Genomic DNA, 18,844 nt, shown 5'->3' with positions numbered 1-18,844 from the left:
ATGCATACCTCTACAACAAGTACCGGGTCTTTGGAGCCCTGGACAGCCCAACAATTAATGGAAGCAACACAAGGCTACTGGTATCAGGAACGTTGCCCTGAGCAGCCAATCAAGCGGATTCTGACGGATTCACGGCAGGCAGAAGCTGGAGATGCTTTTCTTGCCTTAAAAGGTGAGCGTTTCGATGCACATGATTTTGTGGCTCAAGTTTTAGATAAGGGCTGTCAGGTTGCAATTGTTGAGCGTCCTCTTGACCTTGACATGATGCAGCTGGTTGTTACAGATACACGGCAGGCACTAGGAAGGCTTGGAGCCTATCGTCGTCAGCAGAATCCACAGCTTAAAGTAATTGCGCTGACGGGGAGTAGTGGTAAAACGACTACTAAAGAAATGCTGGGCAGTATTTTGTCCCGTCTTGCACCTACCTTGGTCACAAGAGGCAATCTGAACAACGACTTGGGCGTGCCTATGATGTTGCTCGAGCTTACAGCTGAACATCAATATGCAGTGATGGAACTGGGCGCCAGTCATCAGGGTGAAATTGATTATACTTCACAGCTGGTTCAGCCACAGGTGGCAGGTATCATTAATGTTGGTACTGCACATTTAGGTGAATTTGGAGGTCGTGAAGGTATTTGTCGGGCTAAATCGGAAATCTATGCTCATATAGCAAAAGATGGAACCTCAGTTATTCCAGCGGCTGATGATTTTACTGACGCTATCCGTCATGCTGTTCAGACAACGCGAGTCCTGAGTTTTGGTGAAGGCGGCGATATATATGCAACAGAAATGACGCTATTGGCTCAGTCTGCCCAATTCATGCTACATACACCACAGGGCGTGCGTGAAGTTAATCTGCCTTTTGCGGGTTTACATAATGTACAGAATGCAACTGCAGCTACAGCTTTCGCGCTTGCGATTGGTATTTCTCTGGACGATATAGTCATCGGTCTCGAGCTGGCACAAGGGGCTAAAGGGCGATTAAATTTTATTAGCCATAAACAGCATTTGTTTATTGATGATACTTATAATGCCAATCCTACATCGATGCGGGCCGCCGGAGAGGTTCTGGCACAGCAATCCGGTATCAAAGTAATGGTCACTGGCGATATTGGCGAGCTGGGTGATGCTGCAGCTGTTGAGCATTACCGTCTGGGGCGTGATCTGGTGAGCCAGGATATCAATTTTGTAGTAACAATTGGCGAGTTTGCACCCGCTGCACTTGAAGGTGCCCGTAGCACCCGGTACGGGAAAAAAATGCAGGCCTTTCTGACTCAGGCCCAAGCACTTCCTTTTCTAATGAGTCTGGTCGAAACACATCAACCACAGTCTATGAGTTTCCTGTTTAAAGGTTCTCGTTATACCCATATGGAGACGTTGATGGCTGATTTGATGGAGAAAATTTAATGCTGTTATGGTTGTTTGAACAGCTTGCGGGCTATCATAGTTCGTTTCAGGTGGTTCGTTATTTAACATTTCGCTCTCTATTGAGTGTCCTGACGGCCCTCAGTATTGGTCTCATTCTGGGACCAGTCATGATTCGCAAGTTACAGGCACTTAAATATGGTCAAGCAGTCAGCTCTTTTGCTCCTGAAAATCATGCGAAAAAAATGGGTACACCTACTATGGGTGGGGTGTTGATTCTATTATCGATTGGTATTTCAACACTACTCTGGGCAGATTTATCTAATCCTTATGTCTGGATTGTACTGGGCGTGATGGTAATTTTTGGTGCAGTAGGCTGGGCAGATGACTGGATCAAAATCCGTTATAAAGATAATGCCGGACTACCTGCGCGCAAGAAATTCTTCTGGACATCTATTGCCTCTTTAGGTGCCGGTATTGCACTGTATTATATTGCAACCCAGCAACCTAGTGCCGTACAGACAGCTAACATGCTGGATCTGCTTATTCCATTTTTTAAAAATCTGACGATTCCATTATCCGTTATCCCATTCGGTATCGCCTTTATTGTCTTTACCTATCTGGTTATTAATGGTGCTTCAAATGCGGTTAATCTGACTGATGGTCTGGATGGTTTGGCAATTATGCCTATTGTACTGGTTGCTGCAGGACTAGGTGTATTTGCCTATCTGGCAGGTGATGTACGCTTTGCTGATTATCTGCATATTCCTTATGTAAAATATTCTTCTGAACTGGTAGTTATCTGTTCGGCCATGATTGGTGCCGGTCTGGCTTTCCTCTGGTACAACGCTCATCCTGCTCAGGTGTTTATGGGAGATGTGGGTGCTCTGGCACTGGGAGCAATGCTCGGTACAATTGCGGTCATGGTTCGTCAGGAGATTGTTTTTGCAATTATGGGCGGTGTATTTGTCATGGAAGCAATTTCCGTCTTCCTGCAAATTGGCTCGCTACGTATGCGTAACAAACGAGTTTTTCTGATGGCACCATTGCATCATCATTATGAAAAGCAGGGCTGGAAAGAAACCCAAGTAGTAATCCGCTTCTGGATTATTACAATTATGCTAGTGGTTTTGGGACTAATGACCTTAAAATTACGTTAAGCAAATCTTTTTATAAAAGCCGGCATTTGCTAATAACTGCCGGCTTTTTTTATTCTGGAGAAAATAATGAACCTGCTCATGTGTCCTGTATGTCGGGAACAACTCAAATTGGTAGACAGGACATGGCGCTGCGTAAATCACCACAGTTATGATGTAGCCAAACAGGGGTATGTCAATCTGCATGTGGTACAACATAAACACAGTAAAAATCCGGGCGATACGCCTGAGTCGGTTCAGGCAAGACGAGCATTCTTGGCTGATGGTTTTTATGCACCGTTACAGCAGGCAGTGGTCAAGATAATCTCCAGTCTTCGTATTGAAAACCTGCTGGACATTGGTTGTGGTGAAGGATACTACACACAGGCCATGCAGTCTGAAGTCTTGCAATGTGTAGGAGTTGATATCGCTAAAAATGCGGTACAGGTTGCTGCAAAGACCAATCGGCAGGTAACTTGGGTGGTTGGTACAGGTGCAGTTTTACCTGTAATTGACCATTCAATAGATTTATGTACCAGTTTATTTAGCCCCATTCCCCAGCAGGAAATCTTGAGGGTTTTAAAGCCAGGGACTTATCTCATGGTAGTTACGCCAGGGCCTGAGCATCTCTACAGTATGCGTGAAGTATTATTTGAAGAAGTAAATGCTCATGAACCGGCCAAGTTTGTTGAGCAGCTGGCAGAACATTTTGAGCTGGTTGAACAGCCACTGATTGAAACCCGGCTACTGCTCAACCAGGCGCAACTCAAAAATCTGGTTGCCATGACCCCTTATGCTTATAAGGCAAAACCAGAGCGCCACCAAAGATTAGAAGCACTGGAAAATTTTGAGACTCAAGGCAGTTTTCAGGTTTATCTGTTCAAGAAAAAAGACTGACTTTAAGAATAAAGAAGCCACCTTTATGGTGGCTTCTTTATTTAAATCATTGGACCTCTTGAATCAGATTCTCCAGTGCATCACGTTGCTGAGGTTCAGTACGTGGTTGCTGTGTTCGGGCAGGTTGATCTGGTGTATTAACTTGAGGGGGAGCTGAGCGTGAAGGAATCAGGATTTCTTCACCGGGCAAATCGGCAAAGTCATTAGTGACAGCAGCCGGAGGAGGGGCCGGACGATATAAAGGACGTGCCAGAGGAGGGGAAGCACGATCAACCTTAGGTTCTACTTGGCCCGATGTTTCTTGTAGTCGGGGAGCTTTGGCATTTTTGTCTAGCTGTACCCAGGATGATGGAGTACCCTTGAGCGCATTACCCATGAAGTTAATCCAAATCGGTAAAGCTGCTACCCCGCCATATTCACGACGGCCCAGAGTTGTTGGCTGGTCAAAGCCAACCCAGGCGACAGTCACTAGTTTGCCGTTAAAGCCCGCAAACCACGCATCTTTAGCATCATTTGTAGTACCGGTTTTGCCTCCAATATCACCACGGCCAATTTTTAAAGCAGCGCGTCCTGTACCATGCTGGATCACATCCCGAAGAATATTGGCCATATCATAAGCCGAGCTCGATTTTAAAATGCGCTGCGCCTGACGATAATCTGATTCCGGTTCTTTCTGCTCGCTAATATTATTCTTTGATTGCTCTAAAGACTGATTGGTCACTTCAATGACTTCATCATCAGGCGTCTGCGGAATGTCTTCTTCAGTATCATCTTTGGCATTAATGCAAGGAATACAAGCATATTCCGGGTCAGCCTCGAAAATCACTTTGCCATAGGCATCTTCAATTCGACTGATAAAGTGAGGCTGGATTCGGTAGCCCCCATTGGCAAAGGTGGCATAACCGGTTGCCATCTGTACAGGTAGAACCTGCGGTGTTCCCAAAGCAATGGTATAGTTACGTGGAATCTGGTCATCACGTAAACCAAAGTCCATAAGTAACTGTCGTGCACGCTCAATTCCTACATTTTGTAGTAAACGTACAGAGACCGTATTACGTGACAAATAGAGTGCACGGCGTAAAGGAATCATTCCCAGATATCGACCATCCGAGTTTCTGGGTGTCCATTTACCGATCGTAATCGGACTGTCATTTACCATCGTATAGGGGGTCATTCCACGCTCTAAAGCCAGAGCATAAATAAAAGGTTTAATCGTGGAGCCAGGTTGACGCCAGCCTTGTAAGGCCCGGTTAAACTTGGACTGATAAAAACTGTAGCCCCCTACAACTGCTTCAATCGCTCCATTATTTGGATTAATTGCAATCAGCTGGCCCTGTACTTTTGGTAACTGGACCAGTGCCCATGAAGTTTTACTTTCATTTGGGCGCAACCGGATAATATCTTTAACTTTCACAATCTGAGAGGCACGACTTGGCGCTCCCCCTACACTGTTAGCATTGCGGTAAGGCCTTGCCCAAGACATGCCAGACCATGGTACTGTCACTGTAGAACCATCCTGCATCAGTGCTTCAAATGAGTTGGAATTGACCTTGACTACCTGTGCAGGGTAAGTATTTGCAAATGCCCGAAATTTGTTTAAAGGCTCATCATGTGCCTCGGCCCCGCGCCAGCCATGGCGACGGTCATAATCTTCCAGACCATTCTGGACTGCCTGTTCAGCATAGGCCTGACGTTTACTGTCAATGGTGGTGTACACTTTATAGCCTGAATCAATGGCCAGATCACCAAAGCGTTCTACCAGTTCAGAGCGAACCATCTCACCTACATAGGGAAAGCGGTTACTGATTCCACGATCAGGCATGTCCAAGTTGATCGGCTCAGCCACGGCAGCCTGATATTGTGACTGGCTGATATATCCAAGCTGTAACATACGGCCCAGAATCCAGTTGCGACGTTCCAATGCCCGTTCAGGGTTAGCAACCGGATTATATTTTGATGGAGCTTTAGGCAGGCCGGCCAGCATCGCCATTTGTGCCAGACTTAGCTCATCCAGACTTTTGTTATAATAAATTTTGGCAGCTGCGGCGATACCATAGGCATTTTTACCCAAGAAAATCTTATTGACATATAAGGTCAGAATTTCTTCTTTACTCAGGTTTTGCTCGATTTTTCGTGCCAGAAAAATCTCTGTCAATTTACGTTTTAAGGTGCGCTCCGGGCTTAAATAATAGTTCTTGGCCACCTGCATAGTAATAGTTGAACCGCCAGTCTGCACGTCAGATCCGGTAACACTCTCTGTAACAGCACGCCCCAAGCCTTTAAAGCTGATGCCACTATGCTCAAAAAATGAGGAGTCTTCTGCGGCAAGAAAAGCATGAATAAAGGCTGGCGGAATCTGTTTATATTCAACCGGTACAGACAATTTTCCACCGTACTCAGCCACTAGCTCGTTATCGGCAGTATAGACCTGTAACGGCTTAAGTAAAGGTGCTTTTTTGAGCGAACTCATTTCAGGCAGTGAAGGGGCAATATAAAGATAAATACCATAAAACCCCATTGGTATTGAGACTAGAATGATAATTAAAATAGAAAAAAAGGGGTGAACACGGCCTGAACTGGATAGCTTTTTCATAACAAGTAAGTTTTAATAAGAGCTAATGGCAAACTAATTGATGGTCAGTATAGCCGTTAGATAAACGGATTGTTAGATTAGATATTGTATCCGTGCAAAATTATACGCTGACTATTAGTTCGTTATTTTTTTGGGGATAAAAAAATAATAGGAAAGCATTGTGCTCAGGTTATATCGTAAACCAAATAAAGGATTAGTCGGAGTAGATGTAAGTTCTACTTCGGTTAAATTGTTAGAGCTCTCTGTAAAAGGTGGCAGATACTGGGTTGAAAGTTACGGGCTTTATCCGCTTTCCGATGGAAGTGTCGTTGAAAAAAATATTCTGAATCCTGAAGCGGTTGCCGATGCTTTAGAGCGCGTAATTGACATTGCTAACCCTCAGGCGGCTAATGCGGCTTTTGCAGTACCTACTTCGGCGGTGATTAATAAAGTCATCGAGATGGATGCAGACATGAACGATGATGAACGTGAAGTTCAGATCCGTATGGATGCAGAGCAATATATTCCTTTTCCTTTAGACGAAGTCAGTCTTGATTTCGAAGTGTTGCCAGATATATTGGCAAATCCTGATCGAGTAAATGTACTGCTGGTGGCCACCCGTACTGAAAATGTAGATGCACGTGTCGAAGTGCTGGAAATGGCAGGTCTAACTGCGAAAATTGCCGATGTAGAAAGTTATGCGCTAGAACGTGCGTTTAAAGTGTTCGCTGATACATTGCCTATAGGGGTGAATACTGTAGGTATTCTAGATATCGGCCACACCATGACAACTTTGTCTGTCATGCAGCATGGCAAGATTATCTATACTCGCGAGCAGGTTTTTGGTGGAAAGCAGCTGACTCAGGACATCCAGAATCGTTATGGCCTTTCCTATGAAGAAGCTGGCCGGGCCAAAAAAGAGCGTAATTTGCCAGATGATTATGATATTGAAATACTCGAGCCTTTTTTAGAGGCCTTAGTGCAACAGGCTGCTCGCTCTTTGCAGTTTTTTTTCTCGTCTTCACAGTTTAATGAGATTGATCATATTTTATTGGCAGGTGGAAATGCCAACATACCGGGACTGGCCAAACTACTCCAACAAAAGCTGGGCTACCGGGTAACAATTGCCAATCCATTTTTACAGATGGGTTTTGCGCCGCAGGTTGATGTACAAAAAGTTGAAAAAGATGCATCTTCACTCATGGTGGCTTGTGGTTTGGCGCTGAGGAGTTTTGATTAATGACAACAATTAACCTGCTCCCTTGGCGTGATGAGCTAAGGGAACAACGGAAAAAGCAATTTATTATTATTTGTATTGGGGTAGCATTACTAGGTTTAGCCGGAGTGGTACTGACCTGGATGTACTATGACCGCAAGCTGGATGATCAGGAACAAGCTAATCAACTGATTATCAGTACTAACCAGAACTTGGATATACAGCTTAAATCTCTAGATGGCCTGCAAGAACAGCGTGATGCCATTATTGAGCGCATGAACCTGATTCAGGGCTTACAGGGTAAACGTCCGGTTACTGTACGTTTGGTGGATGAGCTGGCACGTGTAATCCCAGCCAATATGTATCTGACCAAATTTGCACGGACTGGTGATAAATTCACTCTCGAAGGGAAGGCAGAAAGCCCGAACACTGTAGCTGAGCTTTTGCGTGGACTAGAAGCTTCACCTTGGTATCGTAATGCCTTTATGAACTCATTCCTTGCCGCGGAAGAAAAGAAAGAGCAGAACCCAACTTCGCTGATACCCCGACCAGAAGAAAACTATGGCAGTTTTGTTGTAACTGTAGACGCAGGCGAGATTGCTGCTGATAGTCCGCCATCGGCTGATCCCAATGCACCAACCAATACAGCAGCAACGGGTCCTGCAGCGGGAGCAGCACAATGAGTCGTGAAGAATTTGATGATTTAAACCAGGAAGATGCTAAACCTGCTAAAAGAAAAATGACGCTAGAAGCCTTCCTGCAACAGTTTAATACTCTGGATACACATAATTACGGCAGCTGGCCTTTTTCAGTCAAACTGACCTGCTGGGTATTTCTGTTTCTGCTGGTTTGTGCAATTGGCTATTTTTTAGCAATTCGCCCCAAACTTGAAGCTATTTCTAATGCGCAGGCACAAGAACAGAATCTGTTAAACGAGTTTCGTGAAAAGGACTCTAAACTGCGTAACTTACAGCAATACCAGGCACAACTACAGGAAATGGAAGCGAATTTTAATGAGCAACTGGAACAGTTGCCTAAAGAAACCGAGATTCCTGGACTGGTTGAAGATATTAACGTTGCAGGAGTAAGTTCTGGCCTGAAATTTAAAAATATTCGTCTGGAAAGTGAAATTCGGCAGGAATTCTTTATTGAACAGCCAATTGATATTCAGGCAACAGGTGATTATCATGCCTTTGGTTCTTTTGTGAGCACTATTGCGGCGCTTCCACGAATTGTAACCCTGCATGACTTTGAAATTACCAGTACACAGGCGCAGAACTCAGATATTCCAGAAGTAAATTATGCGGTGAAAGCTAAAACATACCGATATGTCGGTAATAATGAGCAGCCAAATACTACGGATACCCCAGCAGGAGGGCAGCCACAATGACTTGGAATAAGATCATTTTAGGCCTGTGCTGCGGCATGATTCTGGTAGGCTGTGATTCACGTATAGATGCAGTAAATGAAGAGATGGCAGTCATTCGTAACCAGCCACCTCTACCGATTGAACCGGCACCTGTGTTCAGTCCTGTACCTACATTTGCTTATGCAGCACATCAGTTCAGAAGTCCATTTTTACCTAGCTCGCTTGCAGCTGAGTTAAAAGTTATGGCCGGGAAGCGGGTTTATCCGAATTTTTCACGCCAACCCCAACCTCTTGAGAGCTATGCCCTTGAATCTTTAAATATGAAAGGCAGTATGCGTAATTCAAGAGGGCAGATTATTGCACTAATCCAGACGCCCGATGGCCAGATTGAACAAGTGCAGCGCGGGAATTATATGGGTATGCATCATGGGCGTATTGTTCAGATTACACCTACCCAGATTGACCTGGTTGAGATCATCCCGGATGGGCGAGAAGGCTATGTGGAACGTCCCCGCAGTCTAGTACTGATTGGGCCACAGCCTTAAGGATGAAAGGAATAAAAATGAAAAAGAGTTTTCAAGAATTTTTGATGGGGGATGGCAACAGCATGATTCATTTATATCGTCAATTTGCGATGGGAGCAGTTGCTGCAGCAATGATGCAGGTGGTAAGTGCAGCGGTCAATATTACCAATATTGTACCTATGCAGATTCCGGGACAAGGGACAGAAATTCGAGTCATATTTAATGGATTGCCACCCCAGCCCCAGGCTTATCAGCTTGAACAGCCTTCGCGACTGATCTTAGACTTTGATCAGGCCAAGCAAAATCTTAAACAGCCTAGTATTCCGGTTGCTACCAATGAAGCAAGCGCAATTCATGTGGCCTCTGATGAACAACGTTCCCGAATTATTGTAAGTTTAAAAGATGCAGGTGCCTTTACTACCCGTGTAGAAGGCAATACTTTTATTTTAAAGATTAATCCGGTAACAGGCGCGCCTACAGTATTGCCTCAGCCAGTTGCTGTAGCACAGCAGCCTGCTCAGGGTATCTCGAACATTGGTTTCCAGCGTGGAAGTCAGGGCGAGGGACAGGTTTTAATTGATTTTCTGAACCCGAATACTCCTGCTGATGTACAGCAGCAGGGAAGTAAAGTCATAGTCAGGATGCTGGGAAATAAAATCCCTTCCCATCTGATCCGCCGCTTGAATATGAATGATTTTGCCACGCCGGTCTCGACTGTTGATGCCTATAATGAAGGCGGTAATGGTATTATTACTATTCAATCAACTGGCAGTTATGAATATATGGCGTACCAGACTGAGAACCGCTTAACAGTCAGTTTAAAGCGCCCGGAAGAAAAGAGTACGGTCAAAACCCGTTCTGCACCTAATTATAGTGGTAAAAAGGTTTCACTCGACTTTCAGGATATTGAAGTTCGTCGGGTATTACAGTTGTTAGCAGATTTCACTGGTATCAACCTGGTTGCAGCCGACTCTGTTCAGGGAAATATTACGTTGCGCCTGAAAGATGTACCATGGGACCAGGCTTTAGACATTATTTTAAAAACCAAAAACCTGGATAAACGTCGTAATGGTGATGTAATCTGGATTGCTCCGGTTGCAGAGCTGATTAAAGCAGAAGAGGAAGAAGCTAAGGCGATTGCGCAAAGTACCAGACTTATGCCTTTACAAACTGAATATATCCAGCTGAATTATGCAAAAGCTGTCGATATCGAAAAATTGATTACCCAAGGCAGAAATAGTGGTAATGGTAGTGCTAACGGTGCTTCAAACAATACGGAGGCACTGGGTGATAGCGTGGGAAGCCTGCTGAGTCCAAGAGGAACCATTTCAATAGACCCACGTACCAATACCTTAATCATTAATGATACTGCTCAGAAACTTGACCAGATCCGCCGTATGATTGATCTTCTGGATGTAGCTGTAAAACAGGTGATGGTTGAAGCCCGTATTGTCAGGGCTAGTACTGACTTCACCAAAGAAATGGGCGTGAAGTGGGGAATTCTTTCACAGGGTATTACCCGTAATAACAGCCTGCTGGTCGGCGGCAGTGAAACTACCTTATGGAATCTGCGTGATCCTGATGACGATGGTAAATACACCATAGAGCGACCACAAAACCTGAATGTGGATTTAGGCGTTACAGCATCGGGTGCAAGCCGTATTGCCTTCGGTTTAATTAGTCTTTCTGATTTTATGCTGGATCTCGAATTGTCAGCCTTGCAGGCTGATGGTTATGGTGAAGTCATTTCTACGCCGAAAGTACTAACAGCTGACAAACAGCAGGCCCGAGTTGCTTCTGGTACCCAAATTCCCTACCAGTCTTCAGAGGGCGGTGGCGCCAATGCAGTCTCTACCACTGAATTTGTGGATGCTACTTTAAGTCTGAATGTAACACCCAGTATTACCCCTGATGGTAAAATCCAGATGTTGCTGAACATTACCAGCGATACTCCGGGGAACCCGACACCAACTGGCCAGATCGCGATTAACAAGAATGAAATTAATACTAATGTGCTGGTTAACAATGGTGAAACTGTAGTCCTTGGCGGTATTTTTGAACAGGAAACCAGGAATACGCAAACGAAAGTACCTGTTCTCGGAGACCTGCCGGGTGTAGGCCGTTTATTCCGCCGTGATGCTAAAAGTAATAACAAGCGTGAGTTACTGATTTTTGTCACACCACGAATTGTTAATGACAGTGCGACTGGAAATCATTAATATATTTTTAATTCAAGTAATTCAATAGGTGACTCCTTGCCAAGCAAAGAGTTTGACACCCTGCCAAATATCTATTTGGTAGGGCCGATGGGAGCTGGAAAAACCACTGTGGGGCGACATCTGGCAGAGTTACTGGGCCGGGAATTTCTGGACAGTGATCATGAACTGGAGCGTAAAACAGGAGCAAATATCCCTTGGATTTTCGAAAAAGAGGGAGAAGCTGGTTTTCGGAGTCGGGAGACCGCCGTTATTGACCAGCTAACACTTCGGCAAAAGCTGGTGCTAGCTACAGGTGGTGGGGCTGTAACGCAGGCGCCTAACCGTGAATTCCTCAAGCAGCGCGGCATCGTAGTATATCTCTATACACCAGTAGAAATTCAGCTTCAACGTACCTATCGTGATAAAAACCGGCCATTATTACAAGTAGAAAACCCGGAACAGAAGCTTCGAGACCTGTTGGCTGCCCGTGACCCGCTCTACCGGGAAGTGGCACATTATATTATCGAGACCAATCAAGGGGCAGCACGAGATCTAGCCCAAAAAATCTTGAAGATTATTAGCTCTGAAGAGTTACACTCCGCACCATGATTACGGGTTCCAGACTGTATGCAAACCTTATATGTTGAATTAGGCGATCGCCGTTATCCTATTTTTATTGGTAGTGATCTGAGTCCTCAAACTTTGCTTGAACCTTATATTCTGGGCAAGCAGGTTATGATTGTAACCAATACTACCCTCGAAAAACTTTACTTGAACCATTATGTAAGGGCGGTTAAATCTCTGGATAAATTAGTCGCTACGTGTGTATTGCCTGACGGTGAACAGTATAAAAATATTCAGCATCTTAATCTGATTTTCGATGCACTTCTGCAAGCTGGCTTTAACCGGGACTGTACCGTTCTGGCGCTTGGAGGTGGTGTAATTGGAGATATGGCCGGATTTGCATCTGCCAGCTTTCAGCGTGGAGTTTATTTTATTCAGGTGCCAACGACCTTGCTTTCGCAAGTGGATTCCAGTGTCGGGGGGAAAACAGGAATTAATCACCCGCTGGGTAAAAATATGATTGGTGCTTTCCAGCAGCCACAGGTAGTTATGGCAGACATGTCACAGCTAAAGACATTACCTGACCGTGAGTTATCGGCTGGCCTTGCTGAAGTAATCAAATATGCCTTACTGGGAGACCGTGATTTTCTGGAATGGCTAGAGCAGCATATGGATCAGCTGGTTGCTCGTGATCCTGAGCTTCTGGCCGAAGCAGTGTATCGCTCCTGTGCGCATAAAGCCCGTATTGTGGCGCGTGATGAAAAAGAGCAAGGCGACCGTGCGTTATTAAATCTTGGCCATACTTTTGGCCATGCGATTGAATCTTATCTGGGCTATGGAGTGTGGTTGCATGGAGAGGCAGTTGCCACCGGTATGGTCATGGCAGCAGATTTGTCTCAACGTATGGGCTGGATTTCAGCAGACGACTTGCAACGTACAAAAAATATTATTCAACGTGCAAATTTACCGATAGTATGTCCGCACATTCCGCTTGAGCAGTTTCTGGAATATATGGCACATGATAAAAAAGTTCTGAATGGACAACTGCGTCTGGTTCTCCTGAAACAGTTAGGACAAGCTATAATTACCAGAGAATTTGACTTAAAGCTGATGAAGCAGGCAATTCTTGCAAATCAACAAGGAGCATAGGCAAAATATGGCAGCAGTTCGTATGCAACGGGACAATATTCAGCGGTATATCTGGCTGATGAGCGGATTGCTGTGCCTGTTACTTGCTTTTATCTTTTGGCTGATGACAGATAAAGAGCAATTGGTCGAAGTGAAAAAAACGCCTGAGAGTGAAGCCCAAACTCAGATCCAGCCTGAGAAGGTTGGTTCAATGACCCATCTTGGTGCATTGCTGGAAGAAGTTCGGCCACTTGAGCTGACTACTCGAATAGTGGCTTCAGGCATTCATGAGCCTGAGTTTCGTGGTACTAAATTTATGCTGGAGAATAAGAAACTCTGGACCAATGAACTATTTCGCTCTTCTGAAGAAGATATTATTAAAAGCTTTCTGAAGAAACAGCCTCAACGTAATAATTTTATTTATTTCCGACTCAGTGGCGAAGAACAGACAGAACAGTATGTGCTGGCTTATGGCAAGTATAAGACAGCTCAGGAAGCTGAGCAGGCATTGGATCAATTAAATCTTGTACTTCCACCTTCGCTTAAGCCGCATACACAAAAGTTTGAAGATTATGCAGCTTTTGTAAATGATTTAGGTTCAGAGGAGATGAGCGGAAGTGCAAAAGTACGTGAGATTGTCTTGAAACCGGCTGCCTTACCTAAAATTGATGAGAGCTTACTTAGCCGAACAAACCCGGCAGCTAATACAGCGCAAACCAATAATGCGCCTTCCACTGTAAAAACGACAATTACCCGAAGAGATCAAGAGGGTAATGTAGTTGATATACAGCGTTCACAATCTAATATTCCTGTTTCGCAGCCATCACGTGCTGGCACCTCAGCTGATGCGTCTAGACCTGTTGAAAATGAAATTAGTGATCCTTTTAATTAATAGTAAAATTCAGGACCTGTATAAAACTCTTCGCAATGATGCAAAATAGAGCATATTTCTTATATTTAAAATAATTTTGCACCATATTGGGTCGTAAATTAGTCTTAAAAATAAACTTACTATGCTTTTAAGTAGCTTAGATTTATGTTTTTTAAGTAATTAGTAATATTTTTAAAAGTTGGCATTTTTTTTGCTTTATTAAAAGGCTATTTGAATCTGATTTATCCGGTTGACACCAAAACTGCTCAGTTAAACTGCTAGATACTTCTCTTGCATGCTTTAAAAGAGTTCGTAAAAAGAAAAACAGAAGCCATAACCATATACCTTCCTTACAGAGTAAGCGTATATTTAGGCCGGTGACTGAGCTTTTTACATCTGCTGCTGGTTAAGAGAGCAAATTGCAAATTATAGAGAGAAAAATTGTTCGATGCCCATTAGGGGCCATGTTAAGAAGGGTACGCTATGCACATGCCATCGCCTAATACTGTAGCTCCCGCTCAAGGTTTATATCAACCCGATGAGTTTAAAGATAACTGTGGTTTTGGCCTGATCGCCCACATGCAGGGTGAAGCCAGCCATCATTTGGTCGAGACTGCAATTCATAGTTTAAGTTGCATGACTCACCGTGGCGGTATTGCTGCAGATGGTAAAACCGGTGATGGTTGTGGCTTGTTACTGGCGATGCCTAAACAGTTTTTCCGTGAAGAAGCACAAAAACTTGGCGTCAACCTGACTGAAATATTTGCTGCCGGAACCGTATTTCTAAATACTGATCCAGCCTTAGCTCACCATGCTAAACAGATTTTAAATAAAGAAATAGAAGCAGAAGGCTTAAAAGTTGCAACTTGGCGCGTAGTCCCAACAAAAACTGAAGTGTTGGGTGAAATTGCTTTGCGTTCTCTACCTGCTTTTGAACAGATTTTAGTGAACTGCCCGATGGGAGTTACTGAAGTCGAGTTTAACCGCAAGCTTTTCCTGGCACGTCGTCGTGCCGAACAGCAGGTCAATGATCCACTGTTCTATGTTACCACGCTGGCTACTACTGTCATTAGCTATAAAGGTCTGATGATGCCAGAAGCGATTGCAGATTTTTATACGGATCTGGCCGATGAGCGCCTACATTCACATATCGTGGTGTTCCATCAGCGTTTCTCGACTAATACGCTGCCGCGTTGGCCACTGGCTCAACCATTCCGCTATCTGGCACATAATGGTGAAATTAATACCATTACAGCTAACCGTAACTGGGCAATGGCGCGCACACCAAAATTTGAAAATCCGCTATTACCCGGCTTGACTGAGATGACGCCAATTGTGAACCGTACCGGTTCAGATTCATCAAGTTTAGATAATATGCTAGAAATTCTGGTGGGTGGTGGTATGGATCTGTTCCGTGCTTTGCGTATGCTGGTTCCACCAGCATGGCAAAATGTGGAAACACTCGATGCAGACTTGCGCGCATTTTATGAATTTAATTCTAAGCATATGGAAGCTTGGGATGGTCCTGCAGGTCTGGTTATTCAGGATGGCCGCCATGCGATCTGTATGCTAGACCGTAACGGACTGCGTCCGGCTCGTTGGGTAATTACCAAAAATGGCTATATTACCTTAGCATCAGAAATTGGGGTATGGGGTTATGAGCCAGAAGACGTAATTTCTAAAGGTCGTGTTGGTCCTGGACAGATCCTCGTGATCGATACCCTGACCGGTAAGTTGCTGGACACTCAGGATGTCAACAAGCACTTGAAAAATATGCGTCCTTATCGTGCCTGGTTGCGTGACCATGCTATCCGGTTGCAAGGCAGTCCGGAGCTTGAAGAGCACCTGTGTGAAAAAGGCCTGAAAAATGAGCAGTTAAAAGCTGCACAAAAAATGTTCATGGTCAGCTTTGAAGAACGGGACCAGCTATTGCGTCCGATTGCTGAAAGTGGACAGGAAGCTGTCGGTTCAATGGGTGATGATACTCCTATGGCCGTCTTGTCACGCCAGGTTCGTCATGTATCTGATTATTTCCGTCAGCAGTTTGCGCAGGTGACCAATCCGCCAATTGATCCTTTGCGTGAATCAATCGTGATGTCACTGGAAACCTGTCTGGGTCGTGAACAAAATGTATTTGAGCAGGGACCAGAACATGCAGATCGTCTGATCATTTCAAGTCCAGTATTGTCTAACTCAAAAATGCATCAGATCCGTACATTGGGTCGCACAGGCTATGAGATTGCCGAGATTGACCTAAACTATGTTGCAGAAGAGAGTTTACAGGCTGCAATCGCGCGGATCTGTGCCGAGTCTGCTCAGGCCATTCGTGATGGTAAAACTATTCTGGTCTTATCGGACAAAAAGATTCGTGAAGGCTATCTGCCGGCAAATGCGGTCATGGTGACAGGTGCTGTCCATCATTACCTGATTCAGGCTGGCTTGCGTACCGATGCCAATATTGTGGTCGAGAGCGGCTTTGCACGTGATCCACATCAATTTGCAGTACTGTTAGGTTTTGGTGCAACAGCTATCTATCCTTATCTTGCTTATGATGTCATCAATGATCTGATTGCCAAAGGCGAACTGCTGGGTGATCCGATTCATGCGCAAGCAAACTTCCGTAAAGGTATTGAAAAAGGCCTGCTGAAAGTCCTGTCAAAAATGGGCATTTCTACCGTTGCATCTTATCGTGGCGGTCAGCTGTTTGAAGCTGTGGGTTTATCAAGTGAAGTAGTAGATACCTGCTTTGTTGGTGTACCAAGCCGTATTCAGGGCGCAACTTTTGTTGACCTTGAAAATGATCAGAAAAAACTGGCTGACTTAGCCTGGAAAGCGCGTAAGCCAATTGATCAGGGTGGTATGCTAAAATTCGTATTCGGTAAGGAATATCATGCCTTTAATCCGGATGTGATTAATGCGTTGCATAAAGCTGTGCGTTCTGGCCAGTATCAGGACTTTAAAGAATATGCACAGCTGGTTAACCAGCGTCCAATTGCCACTATTCGTGATCTATTTAAGCTGAAAACAGATAATCCGATCGCATTGGATCAGGTTGAGTCTGTAGAGTCGATTCTTCCACGTTTTGATTCTGCAGGAATGTCATTGGGTGCGTTATCTCCAGAAGCACATGAAGCGATTGCTGTAGCAATGAATACCATTGGTGGTCGTTCAAACTCTGGTGAGGGTGGTGAAGATCCGGCACGTTACGGGACCATTCGTAACTCAAAAATCAAGCAAATTGCTTCTGGACGTTTTGGTGTAACACCTGCTTATCTGACCTCGGCAGAAGTTTTGCAGATTAAGGTAGCTCAAGGGGCGAAACCGGGTGAAGGCGGACAGCTACCAGGTGGTAAGGTCAATAGTCTGATTGCACGCTTACGTTACTCGGTACCAGGCGTTACCCTGATTTCTCCTCCACCGCATCATGATATTTATTCAATTGAAGATTTGTCTCAGCTGATTTTTGATTTGAAACAGGTTAATCCGCAGGCTATGGTTTCAGTCAAACTGGTGTCTGAGCCAGGGGTGGGAACTATTGCAGCGGGTGTAGCCAAAGCATATGCGGACTTTATTACCATCTCTGGTTATGATGGTGGTACAGCAGCCTCACCATTATCATCAATTCATCATGCCGGCTCTCCATGGGAGCTGGGCCTGGCAGAAGCGCATCAGGCCCTGCGTGTAAATGATTTGCGTGGCAAGGTGCGAGTACAGACTGATGGTGGCCTGAAGACTGGTCTGGATGTTATTAAAGCTGCAATTCTGGGTGCGGAAAGTTTCGGTTTTGGTTCTACACCAATGATTGCATTAGGCTGTAAATATCTGCGGATCTGCCACTTGAATAACTGTGCAACTGGTGTCGCAACTCAGCAGGACCATCTGCGTCATGAGCACTACATTGGTGAGCCAGAAATGCTAATCAATTTCTTCCATTTTATTGCGGAAGAAACTCGTGAATGGCTGGCTGCGCTTGGGGTCGCTTCACTCAAAGATCTGATTGGCCGTGTAGATCTGCTTGAAGTATTGCCTGGTGAAACTGACAAACATGCCCATCTGGATTTAAGTGCATTACTGACTTCACATCCGGCAGCAGAAGGCAAGGCGCAGTACTGTGAGGTACAGGGCAATGAGCCATTTGATAAAGGTCTGCTGGCTGAACGTATGGTTGAAGAGATGCTGCCAGCGATTGAAGCGGGAACTACAGGGACCTTTAACTATAAAGTGGTGAACTGTGACCGTTCGATTGGAGCACGTATCTCTGGTGAGATTGCCCGTCGCTATGGAAACCTCAGTATGGAAGCCCATCCAGTAGTCATGAACCTGAATGGTACAGCAGGTCAGTCACTAGGGGTATGGAATGCGGGTGGTCTGCATATTCGCCTTGAAGGTGATGCCAATGACTATGTTGGTAAAGGCATGGCGGGTGGCCGGATTTCGATCTTCCCGCCAAAAGGTTCGCCGTTCCAGACTCAGAATACCGCAATTATTGGTAACACCTGCCTATATGGTGCAACTGGTGGTAAACTGTTCGCGGCTGGTACAGCTGGCGAGCGTTTTGCGGTACGTAACTCTGGTGCCTTTGCAGTAATTGAAGGTGCAGGTGATCACTGCTGTGAATATATGACTGGTGGCGTGGTCACTGTCCTGGGTAAAGTTGGACATAACTTTGGCGCGGGCATGACCGGTGGTTTTGCTTATGTGCTTGACCTCGACAATGATTTTGTTGACCACTATAACCATGAGTTAATTGATCTAAACCGTATTTCGACTGAAGCGATGGAAGATCACAAAGAGTTTCTGCTGCGAATTATTGATGAGCACATTGCCGAGACAGGTAGTGCCTGGGCCTACAAGATCCGCAATGAATTTGATTACTACAGCCGTAAATTCTGGCTGGTGAAACCAAAAGCGGCAAACCTGTTGACGTTGTTAAAAACGACTCAGGCTGATCCTCAATAATTCCACGACTGCAAATAAACAGGCAGGTACAGACTCCTGAACACG

Annotated in this window: 13 protein-coding genes; 12 read left to right on the top strand and 1 reads right to left on the bottom strand. The window is 45.0% G+C overall.

All coding sequences use genetic code 11. The annotated features are described in order from the left end of the window. The 3 genes from murF (at position 1) to ABZP31_RS13620 (ending at position 3,398) form a co-directional block, all read left to right on the top strand. A complete protein-coding gene (murF, locus tag ABZP31_RS13630; RefSeq protein ID WP_005405254.1) occupies positions 1–1,407 on the top strand; it encodes a UDP-N-acetylmuramoyl-tripeptide--D-alanyl-D-alanine ligase in 1,407 nt (468 codons plus the stop codon). Continuing rightward, positions 1,407–2,525 (top strand): phospho-N-acetylmuramoyl-pentapeptide-transferase, encoded by a 1,119-nt coding sequence (mraY, locus tag ABZP31_RS13625; protein ID WP_005018035.1) that lies wholly within the window; start codon positions 1,407–1,409, stop codon positions 2,523–2,525. Before murF ends, mraY begins: the two co-directional genes overlap by 1 nt. A 66-nt stretch (positions 2,526–2,591) precedes the next feature. After that, entirely contained in the window at positions 2,592–3,398 is an 807-nt protein-coding gene (locus ABZP31_RS13620; protein WP_248133747.1) for a putative RNA methyltransferase, read from the top strand. 46 nt (positions 3,399–3,444) lie between these two features. Here ABZP31_RS13620 and ponA read toward each other — a convergent pair whose 3' ends face one another. After that, on the bottom strand, positions 3,445–5,991 hold the full coding sequence (gene ponA, locus ABZP31_RS13615; RefSeq protein WP_262475134.1) for a penicillin-binding protein PBP1a: 2,547 nt from the start codon (positions 5,989–5,991) through the stop codon (positions 3,445–3,447). A gap of 160 nt (positions 5,992–6,151) precedes the next feature. Between ponA and ABZP31_RS13610 the strand changes: the two genes are divergently transcribed. From ABZP31_RS13610 to gltB, 9 genes are all read left to right on the top strand, one after another. Continuing rightward, positions 6,152–7,210 carry a pilus assembly protein PilM gene (locus tag ABZP31_RS13610; protein ID WP_119879669.1) on the top strand — a complete coding sequence of 353 codons (1,059 nt, stop codon included), beginning with the start codon at positions 6,152–6,154 and terminating at the stop codon, positions 7,208–7,210. Then, positions 7,210–7,869 carry a PilN domain-containing protein gene (locus ABZP31_RS13605; RefSeq protein ID WP_139880691.1) on the top strand — a complete coding sequence of 220 codons (660 nt, stop codon included), beginning with the start codon at positions 7,210–7,212 and terminating at the stop codon, positions 7,867–7,869. The genes ABZP31_RS13610 and ABZP31_RS13605 overlap by 1 nt, the downstream gene beginning before the upstream one ends. Further along, complete coding sequence (locus ABZP31_RS13600; RefSeq protein WP_111282513.1) at positions 7,866–8,576, top strand: type 4a pilus biogenesis protein PilO; 711 nt, start codon at positions 7,866–7,868, stop codon at positions 8,574–8,576. The genes ABZP31_RS13605 and ABZP31_RS13600 overlap by 4 nt, the downstream gene beginning before the upstream one ends. Continuing rightward, positions 8,573–9,100 (top strand): pilus assembly protein PilP, encoded by a 528-nt coding sequence (locus ABZP31_RS13595; protein WP_005018049.1) that lies wholly within the window; start codon positions 8,573–8,575, stop codon positions 9,098–9,100. The genes ABZP31_RS13600 and ABZP31_RS13595 overlap by 4 nt, the downstream gene beginning before the upstream one ends. 17 nt (positions 9,101–9,117) lie before the next feature. Then, the gene (locus ABZP31_RS13590; protein WP_005405252.1) at positions 9,118–11,298 is read left to right on the top strand and encodes a type IV pilus secretin PilQ; all 2,181 of its coding nucleotides are present in this window, start codon (positions 9,118–9,120) and stop codon (positions 11,296–11,298) included. A 36-nt stretch (positions 11,299–11,334) separates the two neighbouring features. Next, positions 11,335–11,886, top strand: coding sequence for a shikimate kinase AroK (aroK, locus tag ABZP31_RS13585; protein WP_005018052.1), 552 nt, complete (start codon positions 11,335–11,337; stop codon positions 11,884–11,886). An 18-nt stretch (positions 11,887–11,904) separates the two neighbouring features. After that, positions 11,905–12,990, top strand: coding sequence for a 3-dehydroquinate synthase (gene aroB / locus ABZP31_RS13580; protein ID WP_005405251.1), 1,086 nt, complete (start codon positions 11,905–11,907; stop codon positions 12,988–12,990). A gap of 7 nt (positions 12,991–12,997) precedes the next feature. Next, positions 12,998–13,861, top strand: coding sequence for a hypothetical protein (locus tag ABZP31_RS13575; protein WP_248133745.1), 864 nt, complete (start codon positions 12,998–13,000; stop codon positions 13,859–13,861). A 468-nt stretch (positions 13,862–14,329) separates the two neighbouring features. After that, complete coding sequence (gene gltB, locus ABZP31_RS13570; RefSeq protein ID WP_265755693.1) at positions 14,330–18,799, top strand: glutamate synthase large subunit; 4,470 nt, start codon at positions 14,330–14,332, stop codon at positions 18,797–18,799. Positions 18,800–18,844 lie beyond the last annotated feature (45 nt).

The sequence above is a fragment of the Acinetobacter sp. FL genome, from assembly GCF_040744925.1.
GTDB classification, from domain to species: domain Bacteria; phylum Pseudomonadota; class Gammaproteobacteria; order Pseudomonadales; family Moraxellaceae; genus Acinetobacter; species Acinetobacter radioresistens.
This window is presented reverse-complemented; position numbering and strand designations above follow the sequence as displayed.